At 60.8% G+C, this 19,528-nt stretch carries 21 protein-coding genes; 18 read left to right on the top strand and 3 right to left on the bottom strand.

The annotated features are described in order from the left end of the window. Positions 1 to 175: 175 nt before the first annotated feature. From argS to ABV589_RS17120, 9 genes are all read left to right on the top strand, one after another. On the top strand, positions 176 to 1,912 hold the full coding sequence (gene argS / locus ABV589_RS17160) for an arginine--tRNA ligase (protein WP_367082672.1): 1,737 nt from the start codon (positions 176 to 178) through the stop codon (positions 1,910 to 1,912). Between the two features lies 1 nt (position 1,913). Then, positions 1,914 to 2,621 carry an SPOR domain-containing protein gene (locus tag ABV589_RS17155; RefSeq protein ID WP_007968349.1) on the top strand — a complete coding sequence of 236 codons (708 nt, stop codon included), beginning with the start codon at positions 1,914 to 1,916 and terminating at the stop codon, positions 2,619 to 2,621. Positions 2,622 to 2,926: 305 nt separating this feature from the next. Continuing rightward, entirely contained in the window at positions 2,927 to 3,457 is a 531-nt protein-coding gene (gene hslV / locus ABV589_RS17150; RefSeq protein ID WP_007968352.1) for an ATP-dependent protease subunit HslV, read from the top strand. A gap of 55 nt (positions 3,458 to 3,512) precedes the next feature. Beyond that, a complete protein-coding gene (gene hslU / locus ABV589_RS17145) occupies positions 3,513 to 4,850 on the top strand; it encodes an ATP-dependent protease ATPase subunit HslU (protein WP_007968354.1) in 1,338 nt (445 codons plus the stop codon). A 125-nt stretch (positions 4,851 to 4,975) separates the two neighbouring features. Then, positions 4,976 to 5,353, top strand: a complete 378-nt coding sequence (locus tag ABV589_RS17140; RefSeq protein ID WP_367082670.1) for a DUF971 domain-containing protein — start codon at positions 4,976 to 4,978, stop codon at positions 5,351 to 5,353. Positions 5,354 to 5,610: 257 nt separating this feature from the next. Continuing rightward, entirely contained in the window at positions 5,611 to 7,290 is a 1,680-nt protein-coding gene (gene phaC, locus ABV589_RS17135) for a class II poly(R)-hydroxyalkanoic acid synthase (protein WP_367082669.1), read from the top strand. A gap of 221 nt (positions 7,291 to 7,511) precedes the next feature. Next, a complete protein-coding gene (gene phaZ / locus ABV589_RS17130; RefSeq protein WP_102359147.1) occupies positions 7,512 to 8,366 on the top strand; it encodes a poly(3-hydroxyalkanoate) depolymerase in 855 nt (284 codons plus the stop codon). A gap of 139 nt (positions 8,367 to 8,505) precedes the next feature. Beyond that, positions 8,506 to 10,188: a class II poly(R)-hydroxyalkanoic acid synthase gene (gene phaC, locus ABV589_RS17125; protein ID WP_367082668.1), complete on the top strand. Its 1,683-nt coding sequence runs from the start codon at positions 8,506 to 8,508 to the stop codon at positions 10,186 to 10,188. Between the two features lie 30 nt (positions 10,189 to 10,218). Beyond that, positions 10,219 to 10,839 (top strand): TetR/AcrR family transcriptional regulator, encoded by a 621-nt coding sequence (locus ABV589_RS17120; RefSeq protein ID WP_007961782.1) that lies wholly within the window; start codon positions 10,219 to 10,221, stop codon positions 10,837 to 10,839. A gap of 256 nt (positions 10,840 to 11,095) precedes the next feature. Here the strand turns inward: ABV589_RS17120 and ABV589_RS17115 are convergent, their stop codons facing one another. The 3 genes from ABV589_RS17115 to ABV589_RS17105 all read right to left on the bottom strand — a co-directional run bounded on the left by ABV589_RS17115 (position 11,096) and on the right by ABV589_RS17105 (position 12,973). Beyond that, complete coding sequence (locus tag ABV589_RS17115) at positions 11,096 to 12,016, bottom strand: phasin family protein (RefSeq protein WP_367082666.1); 921 nt, start codon at positions 12,014 to 12,016, stop codon at positions 11,096 to 11,098. A gap of 10 nt (positions 12,017 to 12,026) precedes the next feature. Beyond that, complete coding sequence (locus ABV589_RS17110; RefSeq protein ID WP_367082664.1) at positions 12,027 to 12,449, bottom strand: phasin family protein; 423 nt, start codon at positions 12,447 to 12,449, stop codon at positions 12,027 to 12,029. Between the two features lie 248 nt (positions 12,450 to 12,697). Further along, positions 12,698 to 12,973: a polyhydroxyalkanoic acid system family protein gene (locus ABV589_RS17105; RefSeq protein ID WP_003220859.1), complete on the bottom strand. Its 276-nt coding sequence runs from the start codon at positions 12,971 to 12,973 to the stop codon at positions 12,698 to 12,700. 154 nt (positions 12,974 to 13,127) lie between these two features. Between ABV589_RS17105 and ubiE the strand changes: the two genes are divergently transcribed. The 9 genes from ubiE to ABV589_RS17060 all read left to right on the top strand — a co-directional run bounded on the left by ubiE (position 13,128) and on the right by ABV589_RS17060 (position 19,462). After that, positions 13,128 to 13,898, top strand: a complete 771-nt coding sequence (ubiE, locus tag ABV589_RS17100; RefSeq protein WP_007961779.1) for a bifunctional demethylmenaquinone methyltransferase/2-methoxy-6-polyprenyl-1,4-benzoquinol methylase UbiE — start codon at positions 13,128 to 13,130, stop codon at positions 13,896 to 13,898. Beyond that, on the top strand, positions 13,898 to 14,521 hold the full coding sequence (locus ABV589_RS17095) for an SCP2 domain-containing protein (protein ID WP_367082662.1): 624 nt from the start codon (positions 13,898 to 13,900) through the stop codon (positions 14,519 to 14,521). The genes ubiE and ABV589_RS17095 overlap by 1 nt, the downstream gene beginning before the upstream one ends. Further along, complete coding sequence (gene ubiB, locus ABV589_RS17090; protein ID WP_007961777.1) at positions 14,518 to 16,122, top strand: ubiquinone biosynthesis regulatory protein kinase UbiB; 1,605 nt, start codon at positions 14,518 to 14,520, stop codon at positions 16,120 to 16,122. Before ABV589_RS17095 ends, ubiB begins: the two co-directional genes overlap by 4 nt. An 80-nt stretch (positions 16,123 to 16,202) precedes the next feature. Continuing rightward, positions 16,203 to 16,595, top strand: a complete 393-nt coding sequence (gene hisI, locus ABV589_RS17085) for a phosphoribosyl-AMP cyclohydrolase (RefSeq protein WP_095667753.1) — start codon at positions 16,203 to 16,205, stop codon at positions 16,593 to 16,595. A gap of 269 nt (positions 16,596 to 16,864) precedes the next feature. Next, complete coding sequence (locus ABV589_RS17080) at positions 16,865 to 17,197, top strand: phosphoribosyl-ATP diphosphatase (RefSeq protein ID WP_003220849.1); 333 nt, start codon at positions 16,865 to 16,867, stop codon at positions 17,195 to 17,197. A gap of 25 nt (positions 17,198 to 17,222) precedes the next feature. After that, on the top strand, positions 17,223 to 17,504 hold the full coding sequence (locus ABV589_RS17075; RefSeq protein ID WP_003220847.1) for a twin-arginine translocase TatA/TatE family subunit: 282 nt from the start codon (positions 17,223 to 17,225) through the stop codon (positions 17,502 to 17,504). Between the two features lie 10 nt (positions 17,505 to 17,514). Next, the gene (gene tatB, locus ABV589_RS17070; RefSeq protein WP_367082660.1) at positions 17,515 to 17,970 is read left to right on the top strand and encodes a Sec-independent protein translocase protein TatB; all 456 of its coding nucleotides are present in this window, start codon (positions 17,515 to 17,517) and stop codon (positions 17,968 to 17,970) included. Beyond that, the gene (gene tatC, locus ABV589_RS17065; protein ID WP_177325611.1) at positions 17,949 to 18,758 is read left to right on the top strand and encodes a twin-arginine translocase subunit TatC; all 810 of its coding nucleotides are present in this window, start codon (positions 17,949 to 17,951) and stop codon (positions 18,756 to 18,758) included. Before tatB ends, tatC begins: the two co-directional genes overlap by 22 nt. Continuing rightward, positions 18,755 to 19,462, top strand: coding sequence for a 16S rRNA (uracil(1498)-N(3))-methyltransferase (locus ABV589_RS17060; protein WP_367082659.1), 708 nt, complete (start codon positions 18,755 to 18,757; stop codon positions 19,460 to 19,462). Before tatC ends, ABV589_RS17060 begins: the two co-directional genes overlap by 4 nt. Positions 19,463 to 19,528: the final 66 nt, after the last annotated feature.

Genomic DNA, 19,528 nt, shown 5'->3' with positions numbered 1-19,528 from the left:
TTACGACTGTTGCGCAGCCGAGCCGGAGCAAGCTCCCTCGCCACAGGGTAATTTGTCACCACATATCCACATCCTGCCTGCTAAGGTTGGCAAGCCCGTCTTCGCAACGGATAATGCCCAGTTTTTCCACCCGCGCATCGATGCGCCGCCGCGCTTGCGGTCGAAAGAGAAGACCATGAAAGACACCATTCGCCAGCTGATCCAACAAGCCCTCACCCAACTCGTCAACGAAGGTGTGTTGCCTGAAGGCCTGTCGCCGGCGATTCAGGTGGAGAACGCCCGTGACAAGACCCACGGCGACTTCGCCAGCAACATCGCCATGATGCTGGCCAAGCCTGCGGGCATGAAGCCGCGCGATCTGGCGGAGAAAATCATTGCCGCGCTGCCGGCCGACGAGAACGTCACCAAGGCCGAAATCGCCGGCCCCGGCTTCATCAATTTCTTCCAGAACACCCAGGCCCTCGCCTCGCGCCTCGACGCCGCCCTGGCCGATGCTCACGTTGGCGTGCGCAAGGCCGGCCCGGCGCAACGCACCGTGGTCGACCTGTCGGCGCCGAACCTGGCCAAAGAGATGCACGTCGGCCACTTGCGCTCGACCATCATCGGCGACGGCGTGGCCCGTGTTCTCGAGTTCCTTGGCGACGAAGTGATCCGCCAGAACCACGTGGGCGACTGGGGCACCCAGTTCGGCATGCTGATGGCTTACTTGCAGGAAAACCCGATCACCAGCGACGAGCTGTCCGATCTGGAAAACTTCTACCGCGCCGCCAAGCAGCGTTTCGATGAATCCGAAGAGTTCGCCGACCGCGCCCGTGGCCTGGTGGTCAAGCTGCAGGCCGGCGATGCCGAGTGCCTGGCGCTGTGGACCAAGTTCAAGGACATCTCGCTGTCGCACTGCCAGAAGATCTACGAACTGCTCAACGTCAAACTGACCATGGCCGACGTGATGGGCGAAAGCGCCTACAACGACGACCTGATCAACGTGGTCAACGACCTCAAAGCCGCCGGCATGCTGGTCGAGAGCAACGGCGCCCAGTGCGTGTTCCTCGACGAGTTCAAGAACGCCGACGGCGATCCGCTACCAGTGATCATCGTCAAGGCTGACGGCGGTTACCTGTACGCCACCACTGACCTGGCAGCCGTGCGCTACCGCAGTGGCAAGTTGAAGGCCGACCGCGCGCTGTACTTCGTCGACCAGCGTCAGGCCCTGCACTTCCAGCAAGTGTTCGCCGTGGCGCGCAAAGCCGGTTTCGTGACCCATCCGATGGAAATGGAGCACATGGGCTTCGGCACCATGAATGGCGCCGACGGCCGTCCGTTCAAGACCCGTGATGGCGGCACCGTGAAGCTGATCGATTTGCTGACCGAAGCCCAGGAACGTGCCTACAACCTGGTCAAAGAGAAGAACCCGACACTGGCCGAAGACGAACTGCGCAACATCGCCAAGGTTGTCGGCATCGGTGCGGTGAAATACGCCGACCTGTCCAAGCACCGCACCAGCGACTACAGCTTCAACTTCGACCTGATGCTGAATTTCGAAGGCAACACCGCGCCGTACCTGCTGTACGCCTATACCCGTGTGGCCGGTGTGTTCCGCAAACTGGGCAAGGACTTCAGCGAAGTCGACGGCCAGATCGTCCTCGAAGCCGCGCACGAGCAAGAGCTGGCGGCGAAGCTGGCGCAGTTCGGCGAAGTGCTGAACAGCGTTGCGGAAAAAGGCACGCCGCACATTCTCTGCACTTATCTGTATGACGTCGCCGGTCTGTTCTCCAGCTTCTACGAGAACTGCCCGATCCTCGCCGCCGAAACGCCGGTCCAGATGCAGAGCCGTCTGCGTCTGGCCGCGCTGACCGGTCGTACTCTCAAGCAAGGCCTGGAACTGTTGGGCCTGGAAACTCTGGAGCGCATGTAAGTTGGCTGCCAAGAAAAAACCTGCACCCAAGCGTGGCGCCAGCCGTTACCAAGCTCCTGCAAAGCAACCGATCCCGGGCTGGCTGTGGATGGCCATCGGCCTGACGGTCGGCGCGTTCATCGTGTTCCTGATGAAACTGGAGCCGGGCAAGGGCAGCGACACGGTCAAGCGCGAGAAAGTCGAGCAGGCGCAGCAGCAGAAAGCGTCGAAGATCGCCGAGGCCAACAAGACCCCGCCGAGCCCGACGCAACCGGTGAAGCCGAAGTACGACTTCTACACCCTGCTGCCGGAATCGGAAGTGATCGTGCCGCCGGATGCCGTGCCGGAGAAAACCCTGCCGACGCCGCAAGTGCCGACCACACCGGTTACCCCGGCGGAAGCGGCGAAGATCGACACCGCACGCGCGCAGGCCGCGCTGTCGGGCATTACCCCACCGCCAGCGCCACCGGTGGCGAAAGCGGCGCCAGTGACCAAGTTCTTCCTCCAGGCCGGTTCGTTCCGCAAAGAGGCGGACGCGGACAAGGTGCGGGCGCAGATCATTCTGCTCGGCCAGGCTGTGGCGGTTGAGTCCGGCACAGTGAAGGATGAAACCTGGTATCGCGTACTGGTTGGCCCGTTCAGCAACCGCGAACAGCTGACCACGGCGCAGAAACAACTGGCCGGCAGCGGCTTCAGCAATCTGTTGTTACAACAACGCCAGAGCCGCTGATCTCTCGCCGAACGTAAATCGTTCGGCGGACTTTGTGGCGAGGGAGCTTGCTCCCGCTGGGGTGCGAAGCGCCCCCAAACCCTGTGAATCCAGTGCATCAGACAGACCGGGATTGCAGGTTTTACGACTGCTGCGCAGCCGAGCGGGACGGTGCGACGATTCGACAAGCTCCCTCGCCACAGAGATTTGCACCAACCCTTCATCACCGCTCGTCTCCTCTCTGCGCCCCCGGTTGAAATCCTCTCCAGCACCCCCATATGAATGGGCATAAGGCATTTTCGCCCCGCTGCGTGGAGACTCTTCCCTTGACCACCATCGTTTCAGTCCGCCGCCACGGCAAAGTCGTCATGGGCGGCGACGGCCAGGTTTCTCTCGGCAATACCGTGATGAAAGGCAACGCGAAGAAAGTTCGTCGCCTGTACCACGGTCAGGTCATCGCCGGTTTCGCCGGTGCCACCGCCGACGCCTTCACCCTGTTCGAACGCTTCGAAGGCCAGCTCGAGAAACATCAGGGCCACCTGATCCGCGCCGCTGTAGAACTCGCCAAAGAATGGCGCACCGACCGCTCCCTGAGCCGCCTCGAAGCGATGCTCGCGGTTGCCAACAAGGACGCCTCGCTGATCATCACCGGCAACGGTGACGTAGTCGAACCTGAAGACGGCCTGATCGCCATGGGTTCCGGCGGCGCCTACGCGCAAGCCGCAGCCAGCGCGCTGTTGAAAAAGACCGACCTGTCGGCCCGTGAGATCGTCGAAACTGCCCTCGGTATCGCCGGCGACATCTGTGTATTCACCAACCACACCCAGACCATTGAGGAGCAGGATCTCGCTGAATAAGCTTGACGCGGCCTAAGTGCCACGGCTTGTTTCTGCTTGAGGACCGTCAATTATTATGTCCATGACTCCCCGCGAAATCGTCCACGAACTCAACCGCCATATCATCGGCCAGGACGATGCCAAGCGCGCCGTCGCGATTGCCCTGCGCAACCGCTGGCGCCGCATGCAGCTGCCTGAAGAGCTGCGCGTTGAAGTGACCCCGAAAAACATCCTGATGATCGGCCCGACCGGTGTCGGTAAAACCGAGATCGCCCGTCGCCTGGCGAAACTGGCCAACGCGCCGTTCATCAAGGTCGAAGCGACCAAATTCACCGAAGTCGGCTACGTTGGCCGTGACGTCGAATCGATCATCCGTGATCTGGCCGACGCTGCGATCAAGATGCTCCGCGAGCAGGAAATGACCCGCGTACGTCACCGTGCAGAAGACGCTGCCGAGGATCGTATCCTCGACGCACTGCTGCCACCGGCACGCATGGGCTTCAGCAATGAAGAAGCGCCGAGCAGCGACTCCAACACCCGTCAGCTGTTCCGCAAACGCCTGCGCGAAGGTCAGCTGGACGACAAGGAAATCGAGATCGAAGTCGCCGAAGTGGCCGGCATCGAGATCGCCACGCCGCCTGGCATGGAAGAAATGACCAGCCAGTTGCAGAACCTGTTCGCCAACATGGGCAAGGGCAAGAAGAAAGCGCGCAAGCTCAAGGTCAAGGAAGCGCTGAAACTGGTGCGCGACGAAGAGGCCGGGCGTCTGGTCAACGAAGAAGAACTGAAGGCCAAGGCGCTGGAAGCGGTCGAGCAGCACGGCATCGTGTTCATCGACGAAATCGACAAGGTCGCCAAGCGCGGCAATGTCGGCGGGGCCGATGTGTCCCGTGAAGGCGTACAGCGCGACCTGCTGCCGCTGATCGAAGGCTGCACCGTCAACACCAAGCTGGGCATGGTCAAGACCGACCACATCCTGTTCATCGCCTCCGGCGCGTTCCACCTGAGCAAGCCGAGCGATCTGGTGCCTGAGCTGCAGGGTCGTCTGCCGATCCGCGTCGAACTCAAGGCGCTGAGCCCGGAAGACTTCGAACGCATCCTCAGCGAACCGCACGCCTCGCTCACCGAGCAATACTGCGCACTGCTGAAAACCGAAGGCCTGAACATCCAGTTCCAGCCGGAAGGCATCAAGCGTCTGGCGGAAATCGCCTGGCAGGTCAACGAGAAGACCGAGAACATCGGTGCCCGTCGTCTGCACACGCTGCTTGAGCGTCTGCTGGAAGAGGTGTCCTTCAGTGCCGGCGACCTGGCCAGCGCGCATGACGACAAGCCGATCCTGATCGACGCTGCATACGTCAACAGCCACCTGGGCGAATTGGCGCAGAACGAAGACCTGTCCCGTTATATCCTGTAGGTCACTCTTCCCTGTAGGAGCTGCCGCAGGCTGCGATCTTTGATTTTGTTTTTTAAAAGACAAGATCAAAAGATCGCAGCCTGCGGCAGCTCCTACAGGGGCTCATCACAGTCGGATGACCTGCAATGACCACTATTCCCACCGACATCAAACTGCACAAAGCCTCGAAAACCCTGACGCTCAAATACGCGTCCGGCGAGGAGTACACCCTGCCCGCAGAATTCCTGCGCGTGCATTCCCCCTCCGCCGAGGTCCAGGGCCACGGCAAACCGATCCTGCAATTCGGCAAGCTCAATGTCGGACTGACCGCACTGGAACCGGCCGGTCACTACGCACTGAAACTGACCTTCGACGACGGTCACGACAGTGGCCTGTTCACCTGGGAATACCTCTACGAGCTGGGGCGACGTCATGACGCACTCTGGGCCGATTATCTGGCCGAGCTAAAAGCCGCCGGGAAAACCCGCGATCCGGACCAGTCGATCGTCAAGCTGATGCTCTAGTCCGAGACTCTTGCTCTTTAGAGGGCATTTTCTAAATTCATCTGTTTGAATGCTGCGCCAAGTGGTCGAGGATCGGCCGCTTGCGAAAAAAATTAAACTCGGGTAACCAATGGAGCTGGCAAGTTCCCTGCAGTGCTCTACGACTGTAAAGCAGCTATGCAGAATTAACGGTCACCCGAGCAGTAGTACCTGGCATTCGCTGTGGAACTGCACAGCACAACACCGGGTACTCGTCTCAGGACAATGGAGCGTCGTAGATGAGTAACAAGAATAACGATGACCTGAAGTACCAAGCCTCGGAAAACACCCTGGGGCTTAATCCCGTCGTTGGGCTGCGCGGAAAGGATCTGCTGGCCTCTGCTCGAATGGTGCTGACCCAGGCCATCAAACAACCGATCCATAGCGTCAAGCACGTGACCCATTTCGGTCTTGAACTGAAGAACGTGCTGTTCGGCAAATCCGAACTGCAACCGGCCAGCGATGATCGTCGCTTCGTTGATCCGGCGTGGAGTCAGAACCCGCTCTACAAACGTTATCTGCAAACTTACCTGGCGTGGCGCAAGGAGCTCCATTCCTGGATCGACGACAGCAGCCTGTCACCCAAGGACATCGCGCGCGGCCACTTCGTGATCAACCTGATGACCGAAGCCATGGCCCCGACCAATACCGCCGCCAACCCGGCAGCGGTCAAACGCTTCTTCGAGACCGGCGGCAAAAGCCTGCTCGACGGCCTCTCGCATCTGGCCAAGGATCTGGTGCACAACGGCGGCATGCCGAGCCAGGTCAACATGGGCGCGTTCGAGGTCGGCAAGAGCCTCGGCGTGACCGAAGGCGCGGTGGTGTTTCGCAACGACGTGCTGGAACTGATCCAGTACAAGCCGATCACCGAGCAGGTGCACGAGCGTCCACTGCTCGTGGTGCCGCCACAGATCAATAAGTTCTATGTGTTCGACCTGAGCCCGGACAAGAGTCTGGCGCGCTTCTGCCTGCGCAATAACGTGCAGACTTTCATCGTCAGCTGGCGCAACCCGACCAAGGCCCAGCGCGAGTGGGGCCTGTCGACCTACATCGATGCACTGAAAGAAGCAGTCGACGTGGTCACCGCGATCACCGGCAGCAAAGACGTGAACATGCTCGGTGCCTGCTCCGGCGGCATCACCTGTACCGCCCTGCTCGGCCACTACGCCGCCCTCGGCCAGAACAAGGTCAACGCGCTGACCCTGCTGGTCAGCGTGCTCGACACCACCCTGGACAGCGACGTCGCCCTGTTTGTCGACGAGCAGACCCTGGAGACCGCCAAGCGCCACTCGTACCAGGCCGGCGTGCTCGAAGGCAAAGACATGGCCAAGGTCTTCGCGTGGATGCGCCCCAACGATCTGATCTGGAACTACTGGGTCAACAACTACCTGCTCGGCAACGAGCCGCCGGTGTTCGACATCCTGTTCTGGAACAACGACACCACCCGGCTGCCGGCGGCGTTCCACGGCGACCTGATCGAGATGTTCAAAAACAACCCACTGATTCGCCCCAATGCACTGGAAGTGTGCGGCACGCCGATCGACCTCAAGCAGGTTACCGCCGACATCTTCTCGCTGGCCGGCACCAACGACCACATCACCCCGTGGAAGTCCTGCTACAAGTCGGCGCAGCTGTTTGGCGGCAAGGTCGAGTTCGTGCTGTCGAGCAGCGGGCACATCCAGAGCATCCTGAATCCGCCGGGCAACCCGAAATCGCGCTACATGACCAGCGAAGGCATGGCCGCCAATGCCGACGAGTGGCAAGAGAACTCGACCAAGCACACCGATTCCTGGTGGCTGTACTGGCAGGCGTGGCAGGCCGAGCGCTCGGGCAATCTGAAAAAGGCACCACTGAAACTGGGCAACAAGGCGTATCCGGCAGGCGAGGCCTCGCCGGGTACTTACGTACATGAGCGGTAACTGACACACCTCGGCTCCCCGAACTGTGGGGTGAAACTGTGGTGAGGGGATTTATCCCCGATGGGCTGCGAAGCGGCCCCAAAACCATCTGACGCGGTAGTTCTGAAAACCGTGCGTAATGATTTTGCGACTGCTGCGCAGCCGATCGGGGATAAATCCCCTCACCACAAGGCTCACTCCTGCAGGGGAGCGGGGATGAATTAATTCACAGGGCCTGAAGCATGCCGCAACCGTTCATTTTCCGTACCGTCGATCTGGATGGGCAGACCATTCGCACCGCGGTACGCCCCGGCAAGCCTCATTTGACGCCCTTGCTGATTTTCAATGGCATCGGCGCCAACCTGGAGCTGGTGTTTCCGTTTGTCGCGGCGCTGGACCCGGATCTGGAAGTGATCGCCTTCGACGTGCCCGGTGTCGGCGGCTCGTCGACGCCGAGCCGGCCGTATCGCTTTCCCGGATTGGCGAAGCTGACCTCGCGGATGCTCGACTACCTCGACTACGGTCAGGTCAATGTGATCGGCGTGTCGTGGGGCGGCGCGCTGGCGCAGCAGTTTGCCCATGACTACCCCGAGCGCTGCAAGAAACTGGTGCTGGCAGCGACGGCGGCCGGGGCTTTCATGGTGCCGGGAAAACCGAAAGTGCTGTGGATGATGGCCAGTCCCCGGCGCTACATTCAGCCATCGCACGTGATCCGCATTGCGCCATTGATCTACGGCGGCTCGTTCCGTCGCGACCCGACGCTGGCTGCCAGCCATGCGGCGAAAGTGCGTTCGGCGGGCAAGCTCGGTTACTACTGGCAACTGTTCGCCGGCCTGGGCTGGACCAGCATTCACTGGCTGCACAAGATCCATCAGCCGACGCTGGTGCTGGCCGGCGACGACGATCCGCTGATCCCGCTGATCAACATGCGCATGCTCGCCTGGCGGATTCCCAATGCTCAGCTGCACATCATCGACGACGGTCATTTGTTCCTGATCACCCGCGCCGAAGCCGTGGCGCCGATCATCATGAAATTCCTTGAGGAGGAGCGGCAGCGCGCCGTGATGCACCCGCATCCGACGCCGCTGGGCGGATAAATCACGGCGGCAGGCTTTATGCAGGGTTTTGAACAACGTGCGCGGCAGGACGCCGCGCAGGCAGCAACCCGTAACAGCGACTATGGTGTTCTGGTTCGGTGAGTTTGTTTTTGACCTGAAGACGAAGGAGTGTTGAGTCATGCGCGACAAACCTGCGACGGGCGTCGTGCCCAGTCCCGCCGTGTTCATCAATGCACAGAGTGCAATGACCGGCCTGCGTGGCCGCGACTTGCTCTCCACGTTGCGCAGTGTCGCCGCCCACGGTCTGCGCAACCCGCTCCACAGCGCGAAACACGCCTTGAAACTCGGCGGCCAGCTCGGCCGCGTGCTGCTCGGTGAAACCCTGCACCCAACCAACCCGCAGGACGCGCGGTTTGCCGACCCGGCATGGAGCCTCAATCCGTTCTACCGGCGCAGCCTGCAGGCGTATCTGGCCTGGCAGAAACAGGTCAAGAGCTGGATCGATGAAAGCAGCATGAGCGAGGACGACCGCGCCCGCGCGCACTTCGCGTTCACCCTGCTCAACGATGCCGTGGCGCCCTCCAATACCCTGCTCAATCCACTGGCGGTGAAGGAGCTGTTCAATTCCGGCGGCCAGAGTCTGGTGCGCGGCCTGAGCCATCTGTTCGATGATCTGCTGCACAACGATGGCCTGCCGCGTCAGGTTACCAAGCAGGCGTTCGAAGTCGGCAAGACCGTTGCCACCACCACCGGCGCCGTGGTGTTTCGCAACGAGATGCTCGAGCTGATCCAGTACAAGCCGATGAGCGAAAAGCAGTACGCCAAGCCGCTGCTGGTGGTGCCGCCGCAAATCAACAAGTACTACATTTTCGACCTCAGCCCGCACAACAGCTTCGTCCAGTACGCGCTGAAAAACGGCCTGCAGACCTTCATGATCAGTTGGCGCAACCCGGACGTGCGTCACCGCGAATGGGGCCTGTCGACCTACGTCGAGGCGGTGGAAGAAGCGATGAACATCTGCCGGGCGATCACCGGCGCGCGCGAGGTCAACTTGATGGGCGCCTGCGCCGGCGGCCTGACCATCGCCGCGCTGCAGGGTCATCTGCAGGCCAAACGGCAACTGCGGCGGATCTCCAGTGCGACCTATCTGGTCAGCCTGCTCGACAGCGAGATCGAAACCCCGACCACGCTGTTCGCCGACGAACAAACCATCGAAGCGGCCAAACGCCGTTCCTACCAGAGAGGCGTGCTCGACGGTCGCGACATGGCCAAGGTGTTCGCCTGGATGCGGCCCAACGATTTGATCTGGAGCTACTTCGTCAATAACTACCTGCTCGGCAAGGAGCCGCCGGCCTTCGACATCCTCTACTGGAACAACGACAACACCCGCCTGCCCGCCGCCTTCCACGGCGACCTGCTGGACTTCTTCAAGCACAACCCGCTGACCCACCCGGGCGGGCTGGAAGTCTGCGGCACGCCGATCGATCTGCAGAAAGTCACCGTCGACAGCTTCAGCGTGGCTGGCATGAACGACCACATCACGCCGTGGGACGCGGTGTACCGCTCGACCCTGCTGCTCGGTGGCGAGCGGCGCTTTGTACTGTCCAACAGCGGGCACGTGCAGAGCATCCTCAACCCGCCGAGCAACCCGAAAGCCAATTACGTCGAGAACGGCAAGCTCAGCAGCGATCCACGCGCCTGGTACTACGACGCCAAACGCGTCGACGGCAGTTGGTGGCCGCAGTGGCTGGAGTGGATACAGCAGCGCTCCGGCACGCAGCACGAAACCACGTTTACCCTCGGCAACCCGAACTATCCACCGATGGAGGCAGCACCCGGCACCTACGTGCATGTGCGCTAACGCTTAACCGAACTTTTCTAAGAAGACTGGATGAAAACCCGCGACCGGATTCTCGAATGTGCCCTGCAACTGTTCAACGAAAAGGGTGAGCCCAACGTCTCCACCATGGAGGTTGCCAACGAAATGGGGATCAGCCCCGGCAACCTCTACTACCACTTTCACGGCAAGGAGCCGTTGATTCTCGGCCTGTTCGAACGCTTTCAGAATGAACTGGCGCCACTGCTCGACCCGCCGTCGGATGTCGAGCTGGCGCCGGAGGATTACTGGCTGTTCCTGCACCTGATCGTCGAGCGCCTGGCGCAGTACCGCTTTCTGTTCCAGGACCTGTCGAACCTCGCCGGGCGCCTGCCGAAACTGGCCAAGGGCATTCGCAACCTGCTCAATGCGCTCAAGCGTACGCTGGCGTCATTGCTGGCGCGGTTGAAGGCGGCAGGGCAGTTGGTCAGTGATACCCAGGCGTTGGGGCAACTGGTGGAGCAGATCACCATGACCCTGCTGTTTTCGCTGGACTATCAACGGATTCTCGATCGCGAGGGCGAGGTCAAACTGGTGGTGTACCAGATCATGATGCTGGTGGCGCCGCATCTGCTGCCCCCGGTGAAAGTGGCGACGGAGCGGATGGCCCTGCAATACCTCGAAGATCACGAATGAAATCAAGAGCCCCTCACCCTAACCCTCTCCCAGAGGGAGAGGGGACTGACCTTATTGCCTTACGCGATACGGCGACCTGAAAAATCCAGTCGATTATGGATTCAATACGACACTTTCAGGTCGGTGTAAGGCTGAAGCATCCCCGAATCGGCCCCCTCTCCCTCGGGGAGAGGGCTGGGGTGAGGGTAAGTTTTTAAAAGCACAAACAAAAACGCCCGACCTTCACAGGCCGGGCGTTTTGTTTTGCCCTGAAAAATCAGGACTGACTGGTTGGCGTCGACGGGGTCGATGCAGCAGTCGGGGTGGCTACCGGAGTCGGTGCAGCGGCGGAGTTCGACGCGCTGGCCGGGGTTGCCGGGGTAGCAGGCTTGGCTGCTGCGGGTGCAGCTGGCTTCGGCGCAGCGGCTTTCGGCGCGGCCGGTTTTTTCACTGCCGGCTTTTTCGCCGCAGCCGGTTTGGCCGCTGGCTTGGCAGCCGGTTTGGCGGCAGCGGTTTTCGCTGCTGGCTTGGCTGCTGGCTTCGCCGCGGTTTTAGCGGCAGGCTTCGCAGCGGCCTTGGCGGCTGCAACCGGCTTGGCCGCTGCTTTCGCAGCAGGTTTGGCGGCAGCCGTTTTCGCTACGGATTTAACGGCTGTTTTAGCCTTCGCCACCGGTTTGGCAGCCGCTTTGACCAATGGCTTGGCAGCAGTTTTGGCTGCCGGTTTTGCCGCTGCAGTTTTAGCGGCTGGTTTGGCCGCAGCGGTTTTCGCCGCTACCGGACGCGCCTTCTCGCCAGTGAGTTTCTCGATCTGCCTGGTCAGGGTTTCGACCTTGCTGTGCAGCGCTTTGACTTCGTTGCGGCTAGGCACACCCAGGCGCGAAATCGCGCTGTTCAGGCGCTTGTCGAAAGCGCCTTCAAGCTCGTCCCACTTGCCCAGTGCGCGATCTTTCACGCCGCTGATGCGCGACTTGGCCGAAGAAGCGGAGTCCTTGGCGGCATCGACTTTTTTGCCGACTGCAGACTTGGTGAGCTTCTCGGCTTTCTCGCCGTCTTTGACCAATGTATCGAAGAGCTTGCTGCCGTCAGTGTCGATCTTCGAGTACACGCCTAAACCAGCCAGCCAGATTTTGCGGGAGTAGTCTTCGACTTTCCCAATCCACGAGCTGCCTTCTTTATCGGTGTTCTTTTTACCAGCCATCCCGTTCTCCTTAAGATTTACGCGCGACGCGTTCGAGCAATGCCGTCAGCTCATCGAGCTTAGCAGAGAGTGTCTCAACGTCATGTTTAGACGGAATGCCGATACGATTCAAGGCGCTTGCTACACGGGAGTCGAACGCCTTCTCGACCTTGTCGAGCTGAACTTCGACGCGACCTTTGAACGAGCTGACTTCATCCTTGGCTTCGTCGATCTCGGCGTTGGCGGCTTCGAGTTTTTCGGTGACGGCTTTTTTGCCTTTCTTTTCAACAGTTTGACCAGCCTTGATCAACTCTTGAAAGTAGTCGCTACCTTCCTGGCCGACCTTGGTGTAGGCACCCAGGCCTGCCAGCCAGATCTTGCGGGCATAGGATTTGACGTCGCTCAGAGCAGAAGTCGAAGCGTCGATTTTTTTCTTCAGAATGACTTTGGCCATGGTGCACCTCACGCGCAGAAGGTTTGAGGAACTGCCCGCAGATGTGTCGGGCTCAGGCACAAAGTAGGGAGAAAAATTAGAAACGGCACCCTAACAACTGACATAAACAGTCGGCAGGACAAACTCGAACCCTGTGGGAGCGGGCTTGCCCGCGATGAGGCCGGCACATCCAGAATTTTCGTAATCTGACCCACCGCCATCGCGGGCAAGCCCGCTCCCACAGGGATTCGGGATTCAGAAAAAAGGCGTCAGACCAGCGCTTTGTCCAGCGCCTTCTCGATCTCGGCTTTGATCATGCCGCTCATGGCCGACATCATGATGCCCAGTTCCACGTCGACGCGAATCGAATCGTCAGCCACATGCACCGCGCCTTTCACGCCCGAGCGTTTGAGGTTCAGGGTGTCACCCGACCACTGCGGCTCCAGGCCATATTGATCGGAGAGTTTCTGCGCCAGCTTGTCGGCCTTCTCGCGGGCGGCTTCCTTGCCCAGGCTATGGGCACGCTCAACACTGATTTTGGCCATCGAATGACTCCTGCTTGATGAATAGGTGACGGTAAATCTTGACCGCGTCTGCGGCAAATCGTCCCGAAGGTTGCCCATCTTACCTTTAGCCATTCCAAGACAAAGCATGGCTTGGGGATTAGAATGTCGCGCATTCTCTTTTGGTGACAGCGATATGACTGATCAGCGCAAAGGCAGCGATGCCGAACCCACCACACACTTCGGCTTCAAAAACGTTCCGGAAAGCCAGAAAGCGGAAAAAGTCGCTGAGGTATTCCACTCCGTAGCCGCCAAGTACGACCTGATGAACGACCTTCTGTCGGGCGGCATGCACCGTCTGTGGAAGCGTTTCGCGATCGAACTGTCCGGTGTGCGTGCAGGCAACCGCGTGCTCGATATCGCCGGCGGCACTGGCGACCTGACCAAAAAGTTCTCGCATCTGGTCGGCCCTACCGGCCAGGTGGTATTGGCCGACATCAACGAATCCATGCTCAAGGTCGGGCGTGACCGCCTGCTGGATCTGGGTGTGTCGGGCAACGTCGAATTCGTTCAGGCGGACGCCGAAAAGCTGCCGTTCCCGGACAATCACTTCGACTGCGTGACCATCGCTTTCGGCCTGCGCAACGTGACGCACAAGGAAGACGCCCTGCGCTCGATGCTGCGTGTGCTCAAGCCCGGTGGCCGTCTGCTGGTGCTGGAGTTCTCCAAGCCGACCAACGCACTGATGTCCAAGGCTTACGACGCTTACTCGTTCGCCTTCATGCCGCTGATGGGCAAGCTGATCACCAACGACTCGGAAAGCTATCGCTACCTGGCCGAATCGATCCGCATGCACCCGAATCAGGAAACCCTGAAGTCGATGATGGTCGACGCCGGTTTCGACCGCGTGACCTATCACAACATGACCGCAGGCATCGTCGCCCTGCACCGCGGCATCAAGCCCTGATGTTGCTCACCGGGCTGCTCGCCAGCGTCGAACTCGGCCTCAACCGGGTGCTGCGTCTCGACAGCACGGCGCTGCCGCGGCTGGCGCATCTGACCGGCAAGGTGATTGCCGTCGATTGCCGCAGCCCGGCGCTGCACCTGTTCATCCTGCCCAGCGATGAAGGCCTGATGCTCGCCTCGCACTGGGAAACCGGCGTCGACTGCACCCTGCGCGCCCCGGCGTCGAGCCTGGTGAAACTGGCCGTGAGCAAAGACAAGACCGCGGTGCTGCACGCCCCGGAAGTCGAGCTCGACGGTGACAGCGGCGTGTTGCTGGAGCTGGCCGGCGTGCTGCAGGACCTCGAGCTGGACTGGGAGTACGAACTCTCACGCTGGCTCGGCCCGGTCGCCACGCAATTGGTCGGCGGTCATCTGCGCAGCCGCGCACGCTGGTATCAACAAGGATTTGCCAGCCTCAACCAGAACCTCGCCGAATACCTCGCCGAAGAATCACGCACCCTCGTCGGTCAGCGCGAAGCCGAAGCGCGGTTCAGCGAACTGGACCGGATCAAAGTTGATCTGGAACGTCTCGAGGCGCGTTTCGAGCGCCTTTCCCGATCCCTCGACCCAAGCGATAACGCATGAAGCTGCTTGCCGTCCGCCGTCTGTTGCGCATCCAGCGCGTCGTGATCCGCTACCGCCTCGATGACCTGCTGTTCGATCTGCCGCTGCCCTGGTTTCTCCTGGCGCTGCGCTACGTGCTGCCGTGGCGCTGGTTGCCGCGCAAGCCGCTGGAGCTGAGTCGTGGTGCGCGCCTGCGTCTGGCGCTGCAGGATCTGGGGCCGATCTTCATCAAGTTCGGGCAGATTCTCTCGACCCGCCGCGACCTGCTGCCGGAAGACATCGCCGATGAGCTGATGCTGCTGCAGGACCGCGTGCCGCCGTTCGATTCGCAGCTGTCGATCAAGCTGATCGAGGAGCAACTGGGCAAGAAGATCAGCGAAGTGTTCAGCCGTTTCGACGTCGAACCGCTGGCCTCGGCCTCGGTGGCGCAAGTGCATGCTGCGCAGCTGAAGACCGGCGAAGAAGTGGTGGTCAAGGTGATCCGTCCGGGCCTGAAACCGGTGATCGCCCAGGATCTGGCGTGGCTGTTCATCCTCGCCCGCGCCGCCGAGAAAGTCTCCGCCGACGCCCGCCTGCTACACCCGGTGGACGTGGTGCAGGACTACGAAAAAACCATCTACGACGAACTCGACCTGCTGCGCGAGGCGGCCAACGCCAGCCAGTTGAAGCGCAACTTCGAAGGCTCGCCTCTGCTCTACGTGCCGCAAGTCTATTGGGACTGGTGCCGGCCGAAAGTGCTGGTGATGGAGCGCATCTACGGGATTCAGGTGACGGATCTGGCGACCCTCGCCGACCAGCGCACCGACATGAAAATGCTCGCCGAGCGCGGCGTGGAGATCTTCTTCACCCAGGTGTTCCGCGACAGTTTCTTCCACGCCGACATGCACCCGGGCAACATCTTCGTCAGCACCGTCAATCCGTGGAGCCCGCAGTACATTGCGATCGACTGCGGCATCGTCGGCAGTCTGACCCCGGAAGACCAGGACTATCTGGCGCGTAACCTGTTCGCCTTCTTCAAGCGCGACTACCGCCGCGTGGCGCAATTGCACATCGATTCGGGCTGGGTACCGGCGGAAACCAAGCTCAACGAATTCGAAGCGGCGATCCGTACCGTGTGCGAGCCGATCTTCGAAAAACCGTTAAAAGATATTTCATTTGGCCAGGTGCTGATGCGCCTGTTCCAGACCGCGCGCCGCTTCAATATGGAAGTCCAGCCGCAACTGGTGCTGCTGCAAAAGACCCTGCTGAACATCGAAGGTCTGGGTCGTCAGCTGTACCCGGATCTGGATCTGTGGAACACCGCGCAGCCTTTCCTCGAGCGCTGGATGCGCGAGCGCGTCAGCCCCAAAGCCTTGATCGGCAACGTGCAGAGCCAGTTCGAACAACTGCCGCACCTGGCCAACATGGCCCGCGATCTGCTCGAACGCATGTCGCAACCGCACGCCTACGACCCGCCACCACCGTGGCACAAACGCAAGGACGACTGGTTCCTGCGCCTGCTCGGTTGCGCACATCTGGCCGGCGGGACGATCCTCGCCGCCGGTGGCCCGCTGCACGAACTGGGGCATTGGCCAGCGGGCATCATGGTGGCCGTCGGCTTGTATCTGGTCGTTCGCCGATAGCCAGTTCGCTGATCGGCTGGCACACTGTTTCAACGCCTGAACCCGACTATTGAAGTACGGGTTCGCTGTCGGAGTCGAAGATGAAAAACTGGCTGGACGAGATCAAGTGGGACGCCGATGGCCTGGTGCCGGCGATTGCCCAGGATCACAAGACCGGACGCGTGCTGATGATGGCCTGGATGAACCGCGAAGCGCTGGAACTGACCGCTGCGGAAAACCGTGCAATCTACTGGTCACGTTCCCGTGGCAAGCTGTGGCGCAAGGGCGAAGAGTCCGGCCATGTACAGACCCTGCATGAAATGCGCCTGGACTGTGACGCCGACGTGATCATCCTGATGGTCGAACAGATCGGCGACATCGCTTGCCATACCGGCCGTCAAAGCTGCTTTTACCGCGTCTTCGAAAACGGCGACTGGAAAACGGTCGACCCGGTTCTGAAAGACCCGCACGCTATCTATTCCGCAGGACAATAGGATGTGTCATCAGTCATTTACTGAGCTGCGTTGCCGGCTGAAAGCGCGCCAGGCAAGGCGCAGGCCGCAGGGAATGTCTTTTCCTTGCCAAGGCCTGCAACGCAGCATGGCGCGCTTTCAGCCGGCAACCCGAAGGGCCGGGCCTGATTTTGTGCAGGGCTGCGTTACTCGTCGTTTATTTGAAATGCCAAACTACACTCCTCGCGCCTTGCCCTGCACAAAATCAGGCTCCGGCGCAGCTCAGGAAATGACTGATGACACATCCTCCCATGAGTGACACCCTGACCCGCCTCGCTCAGGTGCTTGAAGAGCGCAAGGGCGCCGCTGCCGACAGCTCATATGTGGCTAGTCTGTATCACAAGGGCCTGAACAAGATTCTGGAGAAAGTCGGCGAAGAGTCGGTCGAAACCATCATTGCCGCCAAGGACGCCGCCATCAGCGGTGACTGCAGCGATGTGATCTACGAGACCGCCGACCTGTGGTTCCACAGCATGGTCATGCTCGCCCAGTTGGGGCAGCATCCGCAGGCCGTGCTGGATGAACTGGATCGTCGCTTTGGTCTGTCCGGACACGTCGAGAAAGCCTCGCGTCCGTCCGCCTGAACAATTTTTAGAGAGGAACAGCAACATGGGCATTTTTGACTGGAAACACTGGATCGTCATTCTGGTAGTCGTGGTGCTGGTGTTCGGCACCAAGAAACTGAAAAACCTCGGCACCGACGTCGGTGAGTCGATCAAGGGCTTTCGCAAAGCCATGAACGACGACGAGAAACCCGCTGCCGATCCGACCGTAACGCCTGCGCAACCGGTGCCTCCGGTGCAGCCGCAAGCCACCGCTCAGGCCAACCCGCCGCACACCATCGACGTGCAGGCGCAGAAAGTCGAAGAGCCGATCCGCAAAGACGTGTGAGCACTGACTAATGTTTGGTATCAGCTTCTCTGAACTGCTGCTCGTCGGCCTCGTCGCCCTGCTGGTGCTGGGCCCCGAGCGTCTGCCGGGCGCTGCGCGCACCGCCGGCCTGTGGGTCGGCCGGCTGAAGCGCAGCTTCAACGCGATCAAACAGGAAGTTGAACGTGAAATCGGTGCCGACGAGATCCGTCGGCAACTGCACAACGAGCACATTTTGTCGCTGGAGCAGGAGGCGCGGAAGATTTTCACGCCGGTTCAGCAGGAGCCGACGCCGGTTGAGCATGTGGGTGAGCAGACGATTCATGCGCCAGCCGCGCCTAGCACACCTGCTCCGGCACCTGCTGCCGTTGTGGCGACGGAGCCCTTGCCCGCCGCTGCAGAAAATTCGGTTGAACACGTTGCTCCAGCCGCCGCGCCCTTAGCGACGGCCCCTCACGACCCTAAATTGCCGCCGCGAGCCCCATGAGCGATCTCCCCGAAAACGACCAGCACATGCCGCTGGTATCGCACCTCACCGAGTTGCGCACCCGCCTGCTGCGTTGTGTGGCGGCGGTGTTCATTATCTTCGCTGGGTTGTTCGCGTTCACCCAGCAGATCTACACCTTCGTCTCGACGCCGCTGCGCCAGTACCTGCCGGTCGGCGCGACGATGATCGCCACTGACGTATCGTCGCCGTTCCTGACGCCGCTGAAGCTGACGATGATGGTCTCGCTGTTCCTCGCGATTCCGGTGATCCTGCATCAGATCTGGGGCTTCATCGCGCCGGGCCTGTACAAGCATGAGAAGCGCATCGCCGTGCCGCTGCTGGTGTCCAGCATCCTGCTGTTCTACACCGGCATGGCGTTCGCCTATTACTTCGTGTTCCCGCTGATCTTCAAGTTCTTCGCCGCCGCCACCCCGGCTGGCGTGGAAATGATGACCGACATCACCAGTTACCTCGACTTCGTGATGACGCTGTTCTTTGCCTTTGGTGTCGCGTTCGAAATCCCGGTGGCCGTGGTGCTGCTGGTGTGGATCGGCGTGGTCGACGTCAAATACCTGAAGAAGATTCGCCCGTACGTAATCATCGGCTGCTTCGTGGTCGGCATGATCCTCACCCCGCCGGACATCTTCTCGCAGACCCTGCTGGCGGTACCGATGTGGATGCTGTTTGAAATCGGCATTCTGTTCGGCGGCCTGATCAGCAAGCGCGAACGCCCGGACGAAACGCCAGCCGACGATCACAACGACCAGCCGCCAGCGACCCAGGCATGAACCTGCTGCTGCTCGAAGAGGCCGACTTCATCGCGGCCGACCGCGTCGTGCTGCGTGACCGGCGCCTGACCCACATGCAGGAAGTGCATCGCTCGGAAGTCGGGGACAGCCTGCGCGTGGGGCGCATCAACGGACTGATGGGTTCGGCTGAACTGCTGCGCCTCGAGGCCGGCGAGGCCGAGTTGCGCGTCATCCTCGATCAACCACCGCCGGCCAAGCTGCCGCTGACCCTGGTGCTGGCCCTGCCACGGCCGAAGATGCTGCGTCGAGTGTTCCAGACCGTGGCGACCATGGGCGTGTCGAAGGTGATTCTGGTCAACAGCTATCGGGTCGAGAAGAGCTTCTGGCAGACACCGTTTCTGGAGCCGGAAGCGATTCGCGAGAATCTGATCCTCGGCCTCGAACAGGCCCGCGATACCGTGCTGCCGGAAGTCATCATCGAGAAACGCTTCAAGCCGTTCGTCGAAGACCGCCTGCCGGCAATCAGCGAAGGCACCCTGGGTCTGGTCGGCCATCCCGGCAATTACCCGCCGTGCCCACGTGCGCTGAGCGAACCGGTGACCCTGGCGATCGGCCCCGAGGGTGGCTGGATCCCCTACGAAATCGACCTGCTGGGCAAGTCCGGCCTGCAACCGGTGCAACTGGGCGAGCGCATCCTGCGCGTCGAAACCGCCGTCACCGCCCTGCTCGCCCGCCTGTTCTGACACACCTCTCCCTGTAGGAGCTGCCGAAGGCTGCGATCTTTTGATCTTGTTTTTTTAACAGCAAGA

The organism is Pseudomonas sp. HOU2, assembly GCF_040729435.1.
Taxonomy (GTDB): Bacteria; Pseudomonadota; Gammaproteobacteria; order Pseudomonadales; family Pseudomonadaceae; genus Aquipseudomonas.
This window is presented reverse-complemented; position numbering and strand designations above follow the sequence as displayed.